The 19,054-nt window shown below is 54.3% G+C and carries 15 protein-coding genes and 6 pseudogenes; 7 read left to right on the forward strand and 14 right to left on the reverse strand.

The genetic code is table 11. The features are described 5' to 3' along the window. Positions 1-5 precede the first annotated feature (5 nt). Complete coding sequence (locus tag IPJ12_14310; protein MBK7648293.1) at positions 6-326, reverse strand: DUF1840 domain-containing protein; 321 nt, start codon at positions 324-326, stop codon at positions 6-8. A gap of 5 nt (positions 327-331) precedes the next feature. Continuing rightward, complete coding sequence (locus tag IPJ12_14315; GenBank protein MBK7648294.1) at positions 332-1,651, reverse strand: helix-turn-helix domain-containing protein; 1,320 nt, start codon at positions 1,649-1,651, stop codon at positions 332-334. A 616-nt stretch (positions 1,652-2,267) separates the two neighbouring features. On the opposite strand from IPJ12_14315, the pseudogene IPJ12_14320 reads away from it, so the two are divergent. After that, positions 2,268-2,438, forward strand: a pseudogene (locus IPJ12_14320) (transposase). Then, positions 2,429-2,539 (forward strand): annotated as a pseudogene (locus tag IPJ12_14325) (transposase). Before IPJ12_14320 ends, IPJ12_14325 begins: the two co-directional pseudogenes overlap by 10 nt. Before the next feature lie 124 nt (positions 2,540-2,663). Here the strand turns inward: IPJ12_14325 and IPJ12_14330 are convergent. After that, the gene (locus tag IPJ12_14330; protein ID MBK7648295.1) at positions 2,664-3,527 is read right to left on the reverse strand and encodes a PEP-CTERM sorting domain-containing protein; all 864 of its coding nucleotides are present in this window, start codon (positions 3,525-3,527) and stop codon (positions 2,664-2,666) included. 353 nt (positions 3,528-3,880) lie between these two features. Here IPJ12_14330 and IPJ12_14335 point away from each other — a divergent pair, with 353 nt between their 5' ends. Continuing rightward, the gene (locus IPJ12_14335) at positions 3,881-4,726 is read left to right on the forward strand and encodes a trypsin-like peptidase domain-containing protein (GenBank protein MBK7648296.1); all 846 of its coding nucleotides are present in this window, start codon (positions 3,881-3,883) and stop codon (positions 4,724-4,726) included. A gap of 939 nt (positions 4,727-5,665) precedes the next feature. Here the strand turns inward: IPJ12_14335 and IPJ12_14340 are convergent. Both IPJ12_14340 and IPJ12_14345 read right to left on the reverse strand, forming a co-directional pair. Next, positions 5,666-6,121, reverse strand: coding sequence for a rhodanese-like domain-containing protein (locus tag IPJ12_14340; protein ID MBK7648297.1), 456 nt, complete (start codon positions 6,119-6,121; stop codon positions 5,666-5,668). 27 nt (positions 6,122-6,148) lie between these two features. After that, positions 6,149-6,679: a DUF3617 family protein gene (locus tag IPJ12_14345; GenBank protein ID MBK7648298.1), complete on the reverse strand. Its 531-nt coding sequence runs from the start codon at positions 6,677-6,679 to the stop codon at positions 6,149-6,151. 90 nt (positions 6,680-6,769) lie between these two features. On the opposite strand from IPJ12_14345, the gene IPJ12_14350 reads away from it, so the two are divergent. The 3 genes and pseudogenes from IPJ12_14350 to IPJ12_14360 all read left to right on the forward strand — a co-directional run bounded on the left by IPJ12_14350 (position 6,770) and on the right by IPJ12_14360 (position 9,241). Next, complete coding sequence (locus IPJ12_14350; GenBank protein MBK7648299.1) at positions 6,770-7,324, forward strand: YaeQ family protein; 555 nt, start codon at positions 6,770-6,772, stop codon at positions 7,322-7,324. A gap of 55 nt (positions 7,325-7,379) precedes the next feature. Continuing rightward, a complete protein-coding gene (locus IPJ12_14355) occupies positions 7,380-7,853 on the forward strand; it encodes an OmpA family protein (GenBank protein MBK7648300.1) in 474 nt (157 codons plus the stop codon). Positions 7,854-8,092: 239 nt separating this feature from the next. Further along, positions 8,093-9,241 (forward strand): annotated as a pseudogene (locus IPJ12_14360) (hypothetical protein). Positions 9,242-9,358: 117 nt separating this feature from the next. Here IPJ12_14360 and IPJ12_14365 read toward each other — a convergent pair. From IPJ12_14365 to IPJ12_14400, 8 genes and pseudogenes are all read right to left on the reverse strand, one after another. After that, complete coding sequence (locus IPJ12_14365; protein MBK7648301.1) at positions 9,359-9,730, reverse strand: hypothetical protein; 372 nt, start codon at positions 9,728-9,730, stop codon at positions 9,359-9,361. Between the two features lie 156 nt (positions 9,731-9,886). Continuing rightward, positions 9,887-10,135 (reverse strand): hypothetical protein, encoded by a 249-nt coding sequence (locus tag IPJ12_14370; protein MBK7648302.1) that lies wholly within the window; start codon positions 10,133-10,135, stop codon positions 9,887-9,889. Continuing rightward, positions 10,128-10,340 carry a hypothetical protein gene (locus IPJ12_14375; protein MBK7648303.1) on the reverse strand — a complete coding sequence of 71 codons (213 nt, stop codon included), beginning with the start codon at positions 10,338-10,340 and terminating at the stop codon, positions 10,128-10,130. Before IPJ12_14375 ends, IPJ12_14370 begins: the two co-directional genes overlap by 8 nt. Positions 10,341-11,098: 758 nt before the next feature. Then, complete coding sequence (locus IPJ12_14380) at positions 11,099-11,575, reverse strand: hypothetical protein (protein MBK7648304.1); 477 nt, start codon at positions 11,573-11,575, stop codon at positions 11,099-11,101. Between the two features lie 61 nt (positions 11,576-11,636). Next, entirely contained in the window at positions 11,637-12,968 is a 1,332-nt protein-coding gene (locus IPJ12_14385; GenBank protein ID MBK7648305.1) for a hypothetical protein, read from the reverse strand. Between the two features lie 108 nt (positions 12,969-13,076). After that, positions 13,077-13,796: a zf-TFIIB domain-containing protein gene (locus IPJ12_14390; protein MBK7648306.1), complete on the reverse strand. Its 720-nt coding sequence runs from the start codon at positions 13,794-13,796 to the stop codon at positions 13,077-13,079. Between the two features lie 16 nt (positions 13,797-13,812). Continuing rightward, positions 13,813-15,643, reverse strand: a pseudogene (locus IPJ12_14395) (U32 family peptidase). A 64-nt stretch (positions 15,644-15,707) separates the two neighbouring features. After that, a pseudogene (locus IPJ12_14400) lies at positions 15,708-16,539 on the reverse strand (SAM-dependent methyltransferase). A 112-nt stretch (positions 16,540-16,651) separates the two neighbouring features. Here IPJ12_14400 and IPJ12_14405 point away from each other — a divergent pair. Beyond that, complete coding sequence (locus tag IPJ12_14405; GenBank protein MBK7648307.1) at positions 16,652-16,930, forward strand: hypothetical protein; 279 nt, start codon at positions 16,652-16,654, stop codon at positions 16,928-16,930. A 175-nt stretch (positions 16,931-17,105) separates the two neighbouring features. Here the strand turns inward: IPJ12_14405 and ettA are convergent. Next, positions 17,106-18,765, reverse strand: a pseudogene (ettA, locus tag IPJ12_14410) (energy-dependent translational throttle protein EttA). Positions 18,766-19,054 lie beyond the last annotated feature (289 nt).

The following is a 19,054-nucleotide window of genomic DNA, read 5'->3' on the forward strand; positions in this document are numbered from 1 at the left end:
TGTGATCATACTCCCCAGACAACAGGCTCGCCGGCTTTCAGCGCGCGTTCGAGCATTTCGATGAACGGCGCGGCACGCTGGGGAAGGCTGACTGGCTGCTCGTCGTCAGATTCGATGTCGCTTACGTTGATATTTTGCTCAGGCAGAATGGCCTTTGCTGCCACGACTGCTTTTTGCAGAATCGATATCGCCTCCGGTAGTTGCTCAACAGTAATGATTCCACGTGTGTCTTCCGGGTTCTTACCGAGCAGGGCCAGAATTTCCTTGCCGCTTGCTTCAAGCATGATCAGGTCGGCATTGTTGGCTGATTTGAACGTAATTAGCATGATGATTATTCCTCTGTGTTGATGCTGTCGGTGACGCGACGCGATGGGTGCGGGAGATTTTCGCTGCCGACACGGGTTTCGATGACAACCATGCGACATTCCCGGCCGTCGTCATCTGGAACGGCCTCGATACGGATGATGGTTGCCGGACGATGGGCATTGGCTGCCAATATGAAAACGCAGCGGAGCTTCTTTCGCGTGTGGAGAACCTTCTGGATGACGCGATTGAATGCTTCCTGGCTGTCAGGCTCCAAAAAGGTGACAAAACGATGTCGGCCTTTCTGAGAACCCTTGGTGCCGAGCAGAACGGCACCAGCCAGATTCATGTCGATAATGACGCCAAGCGGGTCAAGGGTGAAATAGCCGACCGGCGCGAAGTCGTAGATATCAGCATAGCGCTCGCGCAAATTATCCGACTCTTCATAGGCATGGAGAAGCTCTTCATTGATCATTTCAAGTTCAATCTGATGAACCTGTAGTTCGTGTACGAGCTGTGCGTTCTCCCAGGCTGTTTTCGGCGCTGGATGCGAGGATTGTTGCAAGCGGGCCTCGGCACGATTGCGTATGTTCGCAGGGTTGGGGCGAGGGCGGAAAGTGTCTTCAGCATTGGACTGAAGTAAAAATATCCGGTCGTACTCGCTTTTGACGGCGGCATAGCACTCGCATGTCCGAGCCTCCAGGCCAGGGCGGTCAAGCACGGTGATATGACCACGTGAATACTCTATCAGTCCCTCCGCCTGTAACTTCCCTGCCGCCTCTGTTACTGCCTCCCGCCGTACCCCAAGCATATTGGCGATCAGCTCTTGAGTCATGTTCAGTTGATTGCCTGGCAATAGGTCGAGGCTGACCAGAAGCCAGCGGCATAACTGTTGATCAATGGGATGGAACCGATTGCAAACGATGCTTTGCGCCATCTGCGTCATCAGCGCCTGGGTATAGCGCAAAGCAAGATGATTTAACTCTCCGCCTTGGCCGAGTTCCCAGCGGGCTACCTCCCCCTTTAGCCGATAGGCTGCGCCAGCACTCTGCACAACTACCCGGTGCGTCGTTGTGTTGCCGCCCAGTACCAATGGAATCCCGACCAGGCCATCGTTACCTGTGATGGCCAGTTCTGCGGTGCCGCCCTTTTTTGTTGTAAATATCAGGGAGACGATGCAGGTCATCGGAAAATAAATGTATCCCAGCGTATCCCCTGATTCATATAAAACCTGACCTAAGTCCAGATGAACAAGTTCAAGGTCGTCTTGCAGGCGAGAAAAATCATTCTTGGCCAGCGAGCCTAGAATTCGGTTCTGCTTAGGGCTGTATATCAATTCGGATTGCATCGCACCTTCATGGTTTTATATGCCTATGAATCATTAACCGTATGGCATAAGTCTGGCTCCAAGCGCTGGAACAACAACGCTGAGCGGAATGTTTCCGTTGCCCGCGTTTCGGACATGTGATGGCTATCCTCTCTAGACACGCTCTTGCCACGAATGTCCCTGTAGTCACTACTCAGCTAAGTAAAACTGAAAACAGATTAAAGGCATGTTGTTTTATCCGACGGGGACTTATCAACATTCCCTCTAACTTAGGGATGGCTACTTGAAGCGCCAGCCATTTATAAAATCCCGAACTAACTTATTTCCATAATATAGAGCGAAGCGAAAACGATATGTGCGCTCGCATACATACTGGCAATCGATTTTCGACTAGATTAAAAACCCGCCATCGACTATCAGGAGAAAGATCATGGGCAAGGAAAGACATGGAACAAAGGAAGGCAAAAAGCAGGCGGTCTTGAGCCACAAGGAAAAGAAGGTGGCAAAACAAGTCAAGAAACAGGAAAAAACGGCTCCTCATCCGCTGATTACTCGCTGAGTTTGTGCTTAGTACCATATTCGAGGTAGCACCACACTACAGAGGTGGCTCCGCGATTCTGGACACCGGGTTAAGCCGCTGTGGGAAGCAGAGGCTGGAATGCCTGTTGCGGAGCTTTGCCGCAAGCACGCCTTCTTGGAAGCGAGCTACTACCTCTGGCGCAGCAAGTTTGGCGGGATGAGCGTCTCGGATGCCAAGCGCCTGAAGGAACTGGAGTTGGAGAATTCTCGCCTCAAGCCCTTGCTCGCTATTTCGATTTCTACAATCGCCGCCGTCCGCATTCGTCCCTTGACGGGCAAACCCCGGATACGGCTTACTTCAACCAGCCACTGCTTGCCACAGCGGCTTAACCCGCAGAGATATCACTTAAGAAAACCGAATTTCTGTCCAACTGCGCGGGGCCGCCTCTTTGTTGAAAAAAAACCGGGTTGCCCCGGTCTTCTAACTTTCATCTAAACCTGCTATTTGACCGAACTAAATTTGCTGACGCTTTGTCAGGCGGCGGGCAAGACCGATGAGTCCCATAACGGTCAAGGCTAATGTACCGGGTTCAGGAACATTGTTGCCTCCAGTGCAACCCGGCAAATTTGGATTGTTTACGCAAACATCATTTCCACCAGTAAATCCTGCGAGGAGGAATTGGCGGATGTTTTCAAATTGATCACCATTGTAATTGGTCACTAATGAGGGCTGACTGTTAATGTCGCCGTAGATCACCAGGCGCCCAACCGGATCAACTAGAGCGTCAGGACCCCATGCGGCAGCAGTACAGGTTGTGCCGCCTGAAATAATGAAGCAGGCATTGCTAGTAATCCCACCCGTCGGCTCAACACGTCCCGGACCGTTGTGCTGCGCATCCTGTCCGCGAATGTCATTGGGTGAGGTGAGGATAGTGGTTGGGCTTGTCGAGAATGCATGGCCGAATATATCAGTTCCAAGGTTACCAATAAGAAGTCCATTGTCACCAGTCAAGGTCCGCCCCACAACTTGCAAGCTGTCATTGTGCAAGTCGCAACAAGGACGTTCTGCCGTCAGAAATAGACCGCCGTTACCCTGAACATACCCAATCATTCTGGACTGAACATCGGATGACAGAGGATTGAAAATATCGCCCTCCCAAACAATGTCAGAGGAGAATATCGAGTTAAGTTGACTACTACTCAATGTACTCCAATCTCCATATTGCGTAACGGTGTCTCCGTATGAATTAAATGCCGATGAAATGGTGGAAAGTTCCGAGCGGCTTCCAACAATTGAAACAGTAGCGGCGCTCGCCAGCCCAGGGGCTAATATGGCTGTAAGCGCGAGTCCAAATAGGTGTTGCTTTAATGTCTTCATGGGGATTGCTCCTATTGTTAACTATGGTGGGTATCCATCATCGATCATGAATGAGGGTTCTGTTGGTACAAAGCAATAAGTGGGCCAAATTTATTTGTTTATAAAAAACATGCACTTAATATGGTTTTTTATTAATTCAAGTAAGTTCAGTTTCTTGGCTGTAAGAAATTTCGACACAGATTACGATGACTAACGTAAAAAGTGTATCGAGTTGAAAGTGCTACCCATATATCCGCTGGGGGAGCCAGAAATTCCATCAAAATGCCCAACTAAATCGGTTGGGCTTTTTGTTTTTCTAGGTCACAGTATCTGAATCGCAGCTTTAACTGACGCCGCTAGTTATTCGTGCTTACATGCCCCTCAAAAACAACGTCAATATTCGTAGTCTCCTCGTCGGCTTGCTTTACGCTTTGTTTACGCAAGACAGCTTGGCGGCACAAGATGATGATTTGAAAAAAGTGGAGACGGGAACAGCACTGGCTGGCAGGTTGGCTGCTGTCGGGCAGGTATTTTCAGGTTCTGGTTCCACGCTTTCGATGGCAAGCGGCTTTTTGGTCAGTCCGTGCCATGTGCTTACGGCTGGGCACGTGTTGGCGAAGGTAGGGGAGCACGTTCAAATTGGATCTGATGTTCGATTTGTCTTGTCCAACGCGTATGCACGTTTAAGCGCGCCGGTGACTGGGATGGTTGTCGCTGCCAGTCAGAATTTCACGATGCAAGCCAATCCGGAAGGGTTCGATCAGCAACGTATCCCCAACGATTGGGCCTTAATAGAACTTGTCCATACAATTTCTGACGTTGAGCCGATCAAGCTGCTCTACCAAGGGGCCTCAAACTCGGCGGAGATTGTCTTCACGGTTGCCGGATACCCCATTGGACAACGCCGACAGGGGATTTATGCCCAGGAACGTTGTGCCAAATGGTCTAGTCTGCATGGTGGCATTGATCTCAAGAATATTTTGATTGCAGATTGTGCTGTGCGCGCCGGGATGTCTGGCGGGCCAATGCTGCTTGATGATGGTAACCAACTGATCGCTGCAGGGATCATGGTCGAACGTTTTACCATTGGGCAGAAGATCATGACGATCGGGGTGCCGGTGTCCGCGTTTGCCGATCAAATTAGTGAGGTCATGCGGGATAGCGATGTATGTGCCGTTGGCTCCCCATTCGTTTGGCCTGCTACGTTACGCACTGATTGAGACGCATAAAGCGGCCAAATATATTTTGTTTTCTGGATTTTTGGCGGTGGAGCGCTTGGTCAAAGCGTCAATGCCATTTACGGCTGATCTGAAAAGCTACTATTCACGCCAGCATCGCTGATCAGGTAGGTTTTGGCGAATTTTTCAGACAGGAAAATTTGCCAGTCCGCCAGAGCCTCCTTCAGCAAGGTAGTGCTCCCTTCATCGCTGTCAGGATGTGCGAAGCGAATTCCACGAGGAAGGAGCGCGATCCGTGGATTGCTGTACGGGTGATCTTTCGCCGGCTATTTTGTGTCCTTTTGAGGGCGAAGTTTCCCGAAAGCGCTCAAATAATGCTGATCGCATTGTTGGCAGGCGTACAGCTTTGAACCCGGTATCGCCCGCATCCAGCTTTTTCTCGGAATCCGGGACATAGCCTCGTTACAGTTGGGGCAAAGCGTTTTGGTATAGAAATACATCGCTAATTTTCTGCCTAAGCTTATTTTCCCTGATAAAGACTCAGCGGTTAGACCAGCTTAGCGAAATTCGTGAATGGCCACTGTTGTTGCTTGGCGACAGCTTTGTATCAAATTGCAAATGCAGCACCCATGTTGGGGCTGGGATGAAATGGGGATGAGTATTGCCCTGATAGTCCGGCGATATCTCAGACAAGATTTCAATTTTGGGCGATATTTCCGGTTGACCGTGGGAGTGCCACAAACGCGCAACCGGGAAACATGCGCGGTGGGATTTATGGGGTCGTCAGCGTTAATTCTGGCCAGATTCGCCAGTGCCCGCAGGCCGAGCGGGCGCGGCGTTCTGAATTGTCCCAGCCGCCGCCCAGGCAGAGGCCTTCTGATGTTTCGGATTCGATAATGACGGTTCCCGGCTCGCTGCCGGGTTGGCGCCAACCACTCCAGTGCTCACAACTGGCGCACCGTTTGCGGTCGACGGTTTGGCTTAGCAAGTTTTGGTGGCCTTGCAGGAGGCGATGGTTGGCGTCGCCGGGACGACTGCGCCGCCGGCGCCGATCCAGCCCTTGATGCCGCTCTTGACGTTGTAAACCGTGGTGTAACCGCCCTGTTGCGAGAGGAACTGGCTGACGGCCTTGGTCCGGTTGCCGCTGCGGCAGATGACGATGACCGGTTCGTTCGGCTTGGCGATAGGTTTGACCTTTTCCAGCCAACCGACAGGATCGGCGCGGCCTTTTTCGTCGAAGAAGGTGAGCAGCCTGCTGCCACTGACGATGCCGGTTTCTTCCCATTCCGATTGCAGGCGGATGTCGATGACTGGGACGCCACTTTTATTCAGTTTTTCGAGCTGGGCGTTGTCGATGTCGATGACTTCGGCGTGGGCAAAGCCGGTGACGGCGAACAGGCAGGCTAGAAGCAGTTGGCGCATGGCAATCTCGTTCATAAGAAAAGGCTGATTATATCGGGCAACTTACTGTTTCTGCTGGCGCTTCATCATTTCACGTACCTGCGGATCGTTCATCATTTCCTGCATGTTGAATTTCTGCTTTCCGGGCATGATCACGTCGCCCGGTTTCTGGCCAGCCTTGCAGGGGCCGAGCCAGCGGGCTTCCTGAACCATCTTCATTTCTTTCATGCCATGCTGTGGCGGATCGTAGCGGATCACCATGTCGTTACGGTAGGCAGAGTCGAAATCGCCGGTGATGACTGAATCGCTGGTGCTAGTCACGCCTTCATGCTTGCAGACCGCATGGATGGTCACCTTGCCGACGCCGCGACTGATATCCATGACCGGGCAATTGACCTTTTCCTTGGTGCGTTCCTGCATCACGTTATCGCTGGCCTGATCGACGCACATCTGCATCGGCCCTTGCGGGGGAATGCCTGCCATCTGGGTTTTCATTTCCCACAGGCCGGATTTACGGCGAGGGGCGTCTGCGGCATCGGCCTGAGCGGCGAAGATGCTGGCGAGCAACAGGGGAAGGATACGCAGTGGGCTCATGACGGAATCTCCGGAAGATTGGCTAGTGATAATCGTAGTCTGCTTTGGAGAATGCGTCATGGGATAATCCGCGCTTTTACGGGAACCGGCATGGCGCTCAAATCCACCATCTTCAAGGCCGAACTACAACTCGCCGACCTTGATCGATCGCATTTTGGCGACTACACGCTGACCATTGCCCGTCACCCCTCGGAAACCGACGAGCGAATGATGGTTCGCCTACTGGCTTTTGCGCTGAATGCGTCGGAAACCTTGACCTTCGGGCGCGGCCTGTCGGCAACGGAGGATGAAGCCGACCTGCAGGAGCTCGATCCGACCGGCAGTATCGAGCGCTGGGTTGATGTCGGTCTGCCGGATGAAAAAGCCATTCGCCGCGCCTGTAACCGCTCGCGGCACGTGATGGTGCTGAGTTACGGTGGCCGGACCGCTGAAATGTGGTGGCAACAGACGCAGGGCAAGGTCTCGGGGCAAAAGAATCTGCGCGTGCTTTCGGTGAGCGTGGAGGAGGGCAAGGCGCTAGCTTCGCTGGCGGCACGCGGCATGCGCCTGCAATGCACGATTCAGGATGGTCTGATTTGGTTGGGTGGCGAAGACGGCCATGTTGAACTGGCGCCAAGAATTCTGTTTTCTAGCGATTCGGCATAGTAGAATCGCGAGATGTTTCACTGTTTTCGATTGAATTCTTTACCAAGGGGTGACTATGGCTGCAAATGATGAAGACGAATCCACAGCGGTAATCGTGGGGGTATTGGCCGGTATCGTGCTGGCCGTCGTAGCAGTAGTTTATGGCGCCAGCGCCGGCAAGAACGTCAAGCCAGCCGCCACGCATGTGGTTGAGCAGGCCGAGATCGCGCCGGTGGGCGACGCCTTGGCCAAGATCTACTTTGCGGTTGGTGCAGCAACGCTGGATGAGGCTGACAAGGGTGTCGTCGCCAAGACAATGGAAGCGCTGGCCACCAACTCGAACGCTATCGTGCTGCTTTCCGGGTTTCACGATCAATCGGGTGATCCTGCCCATAATGCCGAATTGGCCAAGCAGCGTGCCCTGTCGGTGCGCGATGCGCTGGTAGCCGGTGGTGTGGCGATGGAGCGCGTCAAGATGCGCAAGCCGGAATCAACGGTGGGTACGGGTAGTGCAGAAGAAGGACGCCGCGTCGAGATTCGCGTTCAGTAATTCTTGAGTGGTTTAGAAAAAGGCGAACCGCGGTCAAGCCGGTAACCAATAGTGTTTAAATTCTCGCTAACCTAGAAAAATCAACATTTTAGCCACCGAAGGGAACCCAAGCGGTTCCCTTCGCTTTTTGGCGACACTGCCGTCCGCTCTCGTCCCGCCATCGCATCATATCTTTCGATGCCAATCGACTGTTTTAGGGTTCGCGCTTAAACTACCGCATCGATAGAGGGAGATGCAACATGGCGTTGGGGCAGGACATCGAAGACATTAGGGTTGGAATCAAGGCAGGCCGCTTTTCCAACGAGGCTTCCGTATCGCAGGGCATCGTGATGCGGATTCTCCACTCTCTCGGCTGGCCGACCTACGATACCCGCGTCGTGTGTCCCGAGTATTCGCTGGCAGGCCGCCGCGTCGATTTCGCCCTGTGCCATCCAGCGGGCAAGCCCATCGCCTTCATCGAGGTCAAGCAGATAGGCCAGAGCGACGGGGCAGAGCGACAGCTATTCGAATATGCATTTCATGCTGGCGTGCCGATGGCGATACTGACTGACGGGCAGGAGTGGAATTTCTTCCTTCCTGCCGAGCAGGGCGACTATGGCGAGCGGCGGGTGTATAAGCTGGACATCGTCGAGCGGGCCGTAGAGGAATGCACCGCCCGCCTCGAACGTTATTTGCGCCATGACGCCATCGCTTCTGGAGCGGCAATCGGCGCCGCCCGCGAAGATTATCGGAATGTCTCCAAGGAGCGCCAAATCCGTTCAACCCCTGCCTGTCGCTTGGGAGCGGCTGGTCGAGGAGGAGGATGAGATGCTTTTGGAGATCATCGCCGACAAGGGGAGAACCTTTGCGGCTTCAAGCCCGATCCCGATAGCGTCGCGCTGTTCCTCAAAGCCAAGACCAAGGGCGCCGTCGCTCTCGATACCATCCCGCCGCGTCTCGCTCCCGCTCGCCAAGCGGTATCGCCTATCGCTGTCCAACCAGCCTCGCTCCTGTCCATATTCCTGCGGCGTCTCCGCAGCTGCGGCAAGGCGCGCCGCCTTCCCCGCATCCATCGGCTTCACTCTGGATGGACGTCATCATTCGGGCGCAACGCCTGCGATGTGATGATCAAGGTGTTCGAGGCCTTGGCAGAGAAGGATAGCTCCTTCCCTGAACGCTTCGCCGCCCTGCCCAAGCACGGTCGAACCCGCCGTTACCTATCCCGCACCGCCGAAGAGCTCTATCCAGGGCGTCCCGATTTGGGCCGAGAGCATCTGACGAAGCTGAACGCTGGCTGGTGGGTTAGCACGAACCATAGCCGCGCGACCATTGGACGCATCATCGAGATGGCCTGCAATGTGGTCGGGCTTCAGTTCGGCTCTGACCTATCCGCCAATCTTGGAGATTGACACTTGATTACAAGGGAAATGCAACCCGCGCAACTGAGGTAGATTTGCCATGAGATTTCCAGATAGCTTGTGCCAGCTAAGCACTATAAACATTGATCTCGTCAAGATATATGTAAATCATCGAGAATCAACATTTAAGCGTATGTCGTCGTTTTTATCGGTTTTCAAGCAAGCCGATTTATTGGTTTTCTGTGGCGGTTTCTTTGATGCCAATCCAGAAGACGGTTTCTGCTCGTAATCAACAATCGTGTTTTGGCTTACATTTATTTCGCATTCGCCAATTTTTTGCGGTCTTGAATCAGCTGTCCCGCTTCCATGTTTTAAACCTGTCTCTGTCGGCTTGATCATTGAATAAAAATCGCGATCTTTTATCAAGATAGCGCCAATAAGAATTCCAATGATCAACACCCCAACGAACATTATGGCACCGTAGTTGTTCAGACTGCCATAGGTGCCGTCCCGATTATCACTTCCACTGTTTTCTCTCAAAGGCGTTGACCATTCGTTTGCGGAAATAAGTATCTGACAATTGCAATAATAGCGACGCCTGCCTGCGCAACCGTTCCTGCTATAAGTGCGATAATCACTTTTTCCGTAATTACCCTTGCTTCCGCGCTCTCATATTCCTTGAAAATTAGAATCACATCAAAAAGCGACAACAATGTTATAAGGAAAATAACCCATAGGTTTAGGCGAGAGAAAATCAGCTTCACCTCTCTTAGCAATCTCAAGCCTGAGACCGCTATCTGCTCTCATCCCATCAGCCGCAGCATTCAGCATATTGGCTTTTGCTTCGGAAACAATCGATTTTCTAGTTGGAAATGGGGATATCGACTGCTCGAGGCTATCGAGACCCCCACCATTTTCCGGAATGCCATCATCCTTATTAGGCATTTATTTTCTCAAATGCTCTTATTGGTATATGCTTGTTTTCATGTTGGCGATCATTAACGATAATTGTGCCGTCGGTTTGCCTGTATCGCTCAAGGTATTCGAATAAAAATATGGATTTCTCAAGTGCGTCTCGCACATCCACAGCGTAACCCTTGTTAACCAGATCACGAAGTATGTCTGTGTCGATCTCAAATATTTCTTTCATCTTCATCTCCTTTTTGCTCTTATTATCTCAAACAGATGATTTATATATAGCGCCACCGGTCTGGTGATCGATATATGTATATCGCGGCGTCAACACATACAAAGGCCGCTCGTCTAATAATCTTAAATTTTAATTTTGAACATTTCCAGGTTGTGCGACAAACGGAATGCTCGTGCATCAATAATCTAACCTATTGAAATTAATAATTTTATTTCAGCTTGATTTAATGCATTTTAGGCACCATTATTTGTTCACTTATAAGGTGCCAATCGATGAATAATAAAAATTCAGATGACAAATCGAAAGATATTGAGGATCTGAAAGCTCTGCTGAATCACCCAAAGGCTGACGCGGCGACCAAAAAATTGATCGAACGGGAGATCGTAAATATCCATGCGTGCTCGAAGGGCGAGGCGGAAGCTTTGGCCAAGGAGATTGCCAGCCACCACAAGCCAGCGAAGTTCGACTGGGCAGCGAAGTTCGGGCTGCAAGCGGAGGCGGTTAAGACGGCGGCACCCCCAAAAGCCCGACGGCGGAATCCAAGGCGGCGCAGCCTACGCCGAAGAAAGAGCCCTTGCCCGCTCCATCAACAGAGCCTGAACCTAAGAGGGACAGCAAGCAAAAGCAGAAACTTGCCTCCTGCTCTTGCGGGGAAACGGTCGCTCAGAATGTCGCCCGATTCTGCTGGTTCAACAAGGCAAGATTTGGCGGGGACATCTACTGCATCCCTTGCCAAGAGAAGGTCGGCAAGGGATGAATCAGCCCGCCCTGAAATTCAGAATATCCTCATAGGTCATCACCCTGTCCGCCAGTTGCAGCCGCATGGCGGGCGTCGTCTTCTTCTCGCTCTTTTTCAGGTCGGGCGGCGTCCAGACGAAATTGTGGCAAGCCCGAAGGATGGTCAGCAGCTTCTGAATATGTTCAGGACGGTAGGCCGAGTAGGCGTAATAACTGCGGCCGACGCTGGCCGAGATGACGGGGCGTTCCAGCATTGTGCAGTGGCGACGGATGCGGTTGAAGAAGCTGTCGGTCTGATGCAGGGAGACGCGGCGGTGAAGCTTGGCCAGATGTTCGAGCTCGTAGTCGCCTAGGTCAGTCAGCATGCAGCTCGCCTTGTCAGGTTCGCTCATCGTGGGCAGGGGATGGGCAACCCAACGGTCCTTCCATTTTCCGATTTCCCGCGCCGCCCTGATCTGATCCATGAGCATCAGGGTTTTAACCTCATCATCGTCCATTTCAGGGTGGCGCTCCGCGTATTCCTTGAACAGCTTCTTGCTGGCGGCGATGAGCCTCCGCTTAGCGTCGACGGTCAGCTCTTTTCAATGCGAACATAGAAGGCGTCGACCTCGCGGTCTTGATGCGCCTCTCGAATGCAGCGAGGCAAGCCGCCCTCATTCCAGAGTCCTGGTCGAGATAGAAGCGAACCTTCTCAGCCTTCGCGAACAGCCGCTCTAAACGCATGAAAGCCCCATAGAGCGTGTATTCGGAATGGACGAGCACCCCTGACTTCGGCAGGTCCTTGTCGTTGTCGATGAACTCCGAGGATTCGACATTGGCTTTTTTCTCGGCGTATTGGTATTGGCAGCTGATGTCGTCCGTCAGCGTCCAGCCGCTTTTCTTCCTGACCGATTCAGCTGCCGCCCGAGCGAAATCCTGCCGCAGCCAGAGCCGAGCGAACTTGCGGTGCGGGGCCGGCAGCGCTCCGTCTCCTGTCCGCTTGGCGACCGTCTCAACCCAATCGGGATCGATCTCGTGGTCGAAGTTCGTGTGCATGCCGAAGCAGTAGCCGGTGAAGTTGTCGGTGGCGGCCACGGCATGCAGAATGACATTCGCCTTGGTTTCCCGCTTCTTCCAGTTGCAGGCGTATTCCTGCCTGTCGACGCCGACCGCGAGGCGGCGGATGCTCATCTCGGGAAGCCTTCCCTCGTAATGAGCGAGGAATGCGAGAGCCTGCCGATAGATGAAGTCGATTCGGTCGTATAGAACCTTGCCCGAAATCATCTCAACCTCGCGGATTCGACGCAGCGGCATCTTGTTGACCAGCTGCTTGAAAATGGCGAGGGTCGGATCCTTGTCGAGCTTGCGCCGCGCTGTCGGGTCGAAATCGTCGGGCTTGACGGAGAAGGTCTTGCCGCAGCCTTCCGCGCGGCAGCGGTAGCGTTTTGAGCCGCTCTTGGTCGTTCCGAAGGCGTAGTAGGCGCCCTCCGTGGAGATGCCTCGGCGATGGTTCTCGCAATCGACCTCAGGACACGACGGCTCGGGAAAGGTCTCCTTGGTCAGGCGCCACGCTTCCTCGAAGATGCCTTGATTGCTCTTCAAGGGGAATTGCTCATTGCAGGTGTTGCAGCGGGCGTCAGGGAGCCCTTTGCCGCTGGCGACGACGGTATAGCGGTTATTCGCCCCGCGGCCGCGCTTGGATTCCATCTCGACGGGGATGCCGAAATTGGGGCAGGACGGGTTCTTGCAGAAATTGACGTTGACGTCGGCGTATGCGACAGGGACACGGGGAGTATTTTTTCGCTTCGGCTGCTTCGGAGCAGCCTCTGCTATGCAGGACGGATCATATGGCTCGTCGAACGGATGGTCATGTTCTTGTTGTTCTTCAACGGCTTGCGGTTTGTGTTCCATGCTTAATCCCGAGAGTGAGCCCACAACGGAATTGTAGGGCGCTCACTCTCAGTTTTCAACAAATACAGTTACCGGCTTGAACCGCGGTTCGCCTTTTTTATTGCTTGATCAACGCCTGATCAGGTGCCAGACAAATTCTGCGCCGGCCGAAACGAGGTCGATGACGTCGATCAAGCCTGCATTTTCCGGTTCCTGCTTCATTCGCTTCAGACGTGATTTCTCTCTCTCTCGCATGACGATGGCGTCGCCCAGCGCCTCAACATCGCGCGTCGTGCGGCGTTCTTCGGCATGGTGAAAACGGGACAGCGCCTGTTCGATGGCTTGCGGGTCAAGAATGGTGATCGGCGCGCGGCAATGGCCACAGGCGTGATCCTTACGGATGTCGACTGGCGCACCACAACCCATGCAGCGAATGATGCCGACCTTGGCCGATAGTTCGTTGATTTCTGCCGGATGAAGCTGCCGCACGAAGCCCTTTTCGATCATGAATTGGGCAAAGGTGGTGAAGCGGCCGTGTTTTTGCAGGCAACGGTGATAGTTGAACTGGCCGCCGTGCTTGGCGACATCCAGGCCGTGCAGCAGGCGTTCGTTGCAGCGCGGGCACTGGAGCGGCTCGCGAAGCGGAATGCGCTGGTCGTCGCGGTGTTCGTGCAGCAGCTTGAATAACTCGACGATGCCGCCCGGTGTGATCTGGACGCTTTCGAATTCGTCAAACCAGATGCCCTGGCAGGAAAAACACAAATCAAGAACGACTTCACCATGGTGCAGGCGCTCAAAACGTTGCTTGACCATGGTTTGCCGGCAGGAGGGGCAGGGGATCGGTTTCATCGTGCAAGCACCGCTTTCAGATGGGGCGGATGGTGCCGAGATTGAGTTTGACGCCTTTCTTCATCTTGCCGACGACGTGCATTTCGCAGGCCTTGCAGTCGAACTTGAGGATCAGCTTTTCGCTGCCATTGATCAGCGTCATCGGATCCGGCTTGAGGTGCTTCACTTCCTTTGGGCACAGGTTGAAGCTGTAGCGCAGGCAGTGGCGGGTGATCATCAGCGAGACCATGCCCTTTTCGTTGCCGGCCTCGTAGGCTTCCTCGATCAGCTTGACACCGTGTTTCTCATAGAACTGGCGGGCTTTGGCGTTGAAGACGTTGCCGAGGTAGGTCAGTTCTTCCTGCGGGTAGGGCACGGGGTTGGCGGCCGGGGCGGCACGCGGAGGGCGCGGGTGACTGGCAATACGGGCGGCTTCGAGCTGTTCGGTGGCCTCGCGGCGCAGGGCGTTGATGGCGCTGACGGGCTGGAACCACGGTTGCGACAGCTTTAGCTCGACGGGTTCGGCGACGAACATCGTGTTGCCGAATTTGCCCAGGTTTTCCTTGAGCTTGGCCATGGCTTGCTCGGGATTTTGGGCCAGTTGCCATTCCGATTTTGGCCCATTTTTCCGGTTGACCATAGCAACTACGCCATCTTCGTCAGTCAGCGTCAATGTGAAGCCATCTTCGGTTTCAGTCAGCACTGGTTTGACCGAAATGCGCCGATCTGCCGATTCTTTCTCCAGCGAGCGCTCGAATTCCTGATCACGGTTGCGGAAGAGGGTGGCGCCTTCAGTCAGTTCGTCCGGCATATCAGCCGGGAAGAGCGTTTTGCCATCGGCGCGATTGATGCGCATGCCGATCAAAATGCCTTCGCTGTTGTAGAAACAGACGCCGTCGCCATTGTGGAAGGGTTTTTCGGCATTGACCGTGAAAGAGCCGTCGCCAATCTCGACCACTTCGCCGATCAGCTCGCCAACAAAAGCCGGTGAATCGAAGGCGCCGATGTCATCCTGGCGGCCACCGGCAAAATAGTCGGTGTAGCCACGGTTGAAGGTCTTGTCGGGCTGCGGCGTGAAGGTGATGGTGCTGCGGCCGCTGGAGGCGCGGGTAAATTCGGGATTGTTCGCGATGATTTCGTCGAGCAGGGCGCGGTAATGCGCGGTGATGTTCTTGACGTAGCTGAGGTCTTTCAGCCGCCCTTCAATCTTGAAGGAGCAAACGCCGGCACGGGCCAGCTCAAGCATGTTGTCGGTCTGGTTGTTATCCTTCATCGACAGCAGATGCTGGTTCTCGGTGATCGTCTTTCCCTTGTCGTCGACCAGCGTGTAGGGCAGGCGGCAAGCTTGCGAACATTCGCCGCGATTGGCACTGCGCCCGGTGTGGGTTTCGCTGATGTAGCACTGGCCGCTGAACGCAACGCACAGTGCTCCGTGAACAAAATACTCCAATGAAACATTGGTTTGTGAGGCAATGTTAATAATTTCGTTTAAGCTACATTCGCGCGCCAGAACGACCTGTGAGAACCCGGCATCTTCAAGAAACTTCACCTTGTCGGCATTGCGATTGTCGGTCTGCGTGCTGGCATGGAGCTGGATGGGCGGCAGGTCCATTTCCAGCAAACCCATGTCCCTGAATGATCAGTGCGTCAGCGCCGGCTTCGTAGAGTTCCCAGGCCAATAGACGGCTACCGTCCAGTTCGTCGTCGTGCAGGATGGTATTGAGCGCGACAAAGACCTTGGCGCGATAGCGGTGGGCAAAATCGCACAGGCGTTTGATATCGGCGACATCGTTGCCGGCGCCGTAGCGTGCACCAAAAGCCGGGCCGCCGATATAGACAGCATCGGCGCCGTGCTTGATGGCTTCAATGCCGAAATCGGCGTTCTGGCCGGCGCGAGGAGTTCGAGGGGTGTTGAATGCGGGTCATGGCACCTTAGTACGTGAAACGCGGGGCAAGTTCTTCGAGATTGAACTCGTGCAGGATGGCTTCGGCCCGTTCGCGGGCATTTTTCCGGGGATTGCCGCTGCCTTTTTCGCGTTTTGAGGCGATGATCAGTTCGTTCTTCATCGAATGTTCCCAGCCAACCAGTTCTGTGACGGTGACGTCGTAGCCGTGCGACTCCAGCAACAGGCAGCGCAGCACGTTGGTCAGGTGGCTGCCCAACTCTCGGGTGTGGATCGGGTGTCGCCAAAGTTCAGACAGCGGTTTTTGCGACAGGGATTCGTTCTTCCGTGCACGCATGGTGGCAGCGACTTCGGCCTGACAGCAAGGGACGAGGACGATATGGCGGGCGTTCTTGGTCAGGGCGAAACGAATGGCATCGTCGGTTGCGGTATTGCAGGCGTGTAGCGCTGTCACGACATCCACGCTGGCTGGCAACTCAGGCGCTGTTAGTGAATCCTCTACCGTGCAGGCAAGGAAGCGCATGCGCTCAAAGCAAGCCTGGCGGCCAGTTCGCGGGATTTCTCAACCAGCTCCTGGCGCGTTTCTATGCCAATGATCTCGCCGCTGGCGCGATTCTTGATACAGAGATCGTAGAGGATGAATCCGAGATAGGACTTGCCGGCCCCATGGTCGACCAGTGTCTCGGCGCCATCCAGCAGCGGTTCGATGAATTGATAGAGGTGATAGACCTGTTTTAGCTTGCGCCGAGTGTCCTGATTCAGCTTTCCGTCACGGGTGAGGATGTGGGTTCCTTGAGCAGTTCGATGGACTGCCCGGGGCGGATTTCAGGAATGTCGGCGGTGGTATTTGGCTTCTTCATGGGGCGACATTATCGCATTCAAACTTCTCTCACTTTCGTGTCAACCGAATCAAAGTCGAGTCGTTATTAGGCTCATGGTGACCAAACACCGCATATAAACGGAGAGACATAAATGGGCAGTCTGAGCAACGAATCCTTCGATCAATTCCTGGATTCACTGAAGAAAGCCGGTATTACGATTTCCAACGAAGCGGAGCTGCGCGAGCGCTTGGCTGAAGCACAACGGTGGCGTTTTGCCTTCCAGACGCTGGCCGCCAATGGCAAGCTGATCGGCATCAACTTCGAAGATCATTCCGAAGGCCGCAACGAAGCCGAAATCGATCGTGCTTTTAATGAATTTCAGTTTTCCGAGAAGTCAAAGGCAGTTTTCTCTGCTAATCTGAAGCACTAAGAATTTCAGTTTCAGCCTTCCGCATTGGCGGGGGAGGAAGAAGAACGGGCGCCAAGCGGCGCCCGTTTTGCATTCTCTTTCCGGCGTTAGCGTGATTCCTACACCCAAGGGTGCTTCCTTCGGGGCGCGTCTCACCGGAAAAAATGGCCAAAATCGAAATTTTGGCCATCTGTTTTTAGCGGGTAATCGGCTTGTAGCGAATTCGCTTCGGCTTGGCGCCTTCTTCACCCAGGCGCTTTTTCTTGTCTTCTTCGTATTCCTGGAAATTGCCTTCAAAGAAGTTCCACTGCGAATCGCCTTCGGCTGCCAGGATGTGCGTACAGATGCGGTCGAGGAACCAGCGGTCGTGCGAGATGACCATCGCGCAGCCGGGGAATTCGAGCAGGGCGTCTTCCAGCGCACGCAGGGTTTCCCACGTCAAGGTCGTTGGACGGTTCGTCGAGCAGCAGGACGTTACCGCCGGTCATCAGCGTCTTGGCCAGATGCAGACGACCGCGTTCACCACCGGACAGATTGCCAACCTGCTACCCTGATCCGCACCCTTGAAGTTGAAGCGGGCCGATGTAGGCGCGTGACGGCATTTCAAACTTGCCGATCTGCAGGATATCGCTGCCCTGCGCCAGCTCTTCGAAGACGGTCTTGCTGCCATCAAGGCAATCGCGCGACCGATCGACGTAGGCCATCTTGACAGTTGGGCAAATGTCGACCGTGCGGAATCCGGCTGTTGCTGCCCGGTGATCATCTTGAACAGCGTCGATTTACCGGCGCCGTTCGGGCCGATGATGCCGACAATGGCGCCAGCCGGAATGGTGAAAGCTGACGTTATCCATCAGCAACTTGTCGCCAAACGACTTGGTGACGCCGTTGAACTCAATAACCTTGCACACCAGACGCTCGCCGACCGGAATGAAGATTTCCTGCGTCTCGTTGCGCTTTTGGTATTCTGGCTCGACAACTCCTCGAAGCGTGACAGACGGGATTTGCTCTTGGCCTGACGAGCCTTGGGATTGGAGCGAACCCATTCCAGTTCCTGCTTCATCGCCTTCATGTGGGCGTCGATCTGCTTGTTTTTCGGTCTCCAGGGCGGGCTTCCTTCTGCTCAAGCCAGCTGGAATAGTTGCCCCCCGTACGGAATGCCGTGACCACGGTCGAGTTCGAGAATCCACTCGGCGGCGTTGTCGAGGAAGTAGCGATCATGGGTGACGGCGACGACAGTGCCCGGGAAGCGGACGAGGAACTGTTCAGCCATTCGACTGATTCGGCGTCAGGTGGTTAGTTGGTTCGTCGAGCAGCAGCATGTCGGGCTTGGCGAGCAGTAGCTTGCACAGCGCGACGCGGCGCTTTTCTCCGCCGGAGAGCACACCGATTACGGCATCCCAAGGCGGCAGGGCAGCGCATCGGCAGCCAGTTCCATCTGTGCCTCGGTATCCGAGCCGGCAGTGGAAATGATTGCCTCAAGGCGGGCCTGTTCCTCGCCCAGCTTGTCGAAATCGGCCTCCGGGTCGGCAGGCGGCATAAACCTCATCCAGCTTGGCTTGGCCTGCATTACTTCGCCCAAAGCCGACTCGACTTCCCCTCGCGTACCGTTTTGGCGGCATCCGAGCTGTGGCTCCTGTGGCAGATAACCGATGGAAACGCCTGCAAGATGCTGGACCTCGCGGTCGTATTCTTGTCCACCCGGCCATGATCTTGAGTACGGTCGATTTGCCGGAACCATTCAGACCGAGCAGGCCGATTTTGGCACCGGGGGAAGAAGGAGAAATATCCTTGATGATCTGCCGCTTGGGCGAGTCGATCTTGCTGACGCGCAGCATGGACATAACGTATTGAGCCATTGAACCTACCTGTAGTCGAAATATTAATGATGCGCGAGTCCACGGCCTTCAAAGCAAATGGCCAGCCTCCCGGTGCTCGGGAGCTGGCCATTGCCGAAACAAGAAAGAAACCTAGAGTCGCCTATTGCCCATGGATCGATCAGTAGAACCGCCGGCGCGTTGACCGGGGGCAGGTGCGGAGGTCGCCGACCCGAGAAAATCCGAATTCCCGACGGTAGTACCCTGCATGCCGCGGTTAACTTCAATGACAACATCTGTCACGCCAAAAACTGCCTTGGCATATTTGTAG

The organism is Betaproteobacteria bacterium (assembly GCA_016709965.1).
GTDB lineage: Bacteria > Pseudomonadota > Gammaproteobacteria > Burkholderiales > Rhodocyclaceae > Azonexus > Azonexus amarohabitans.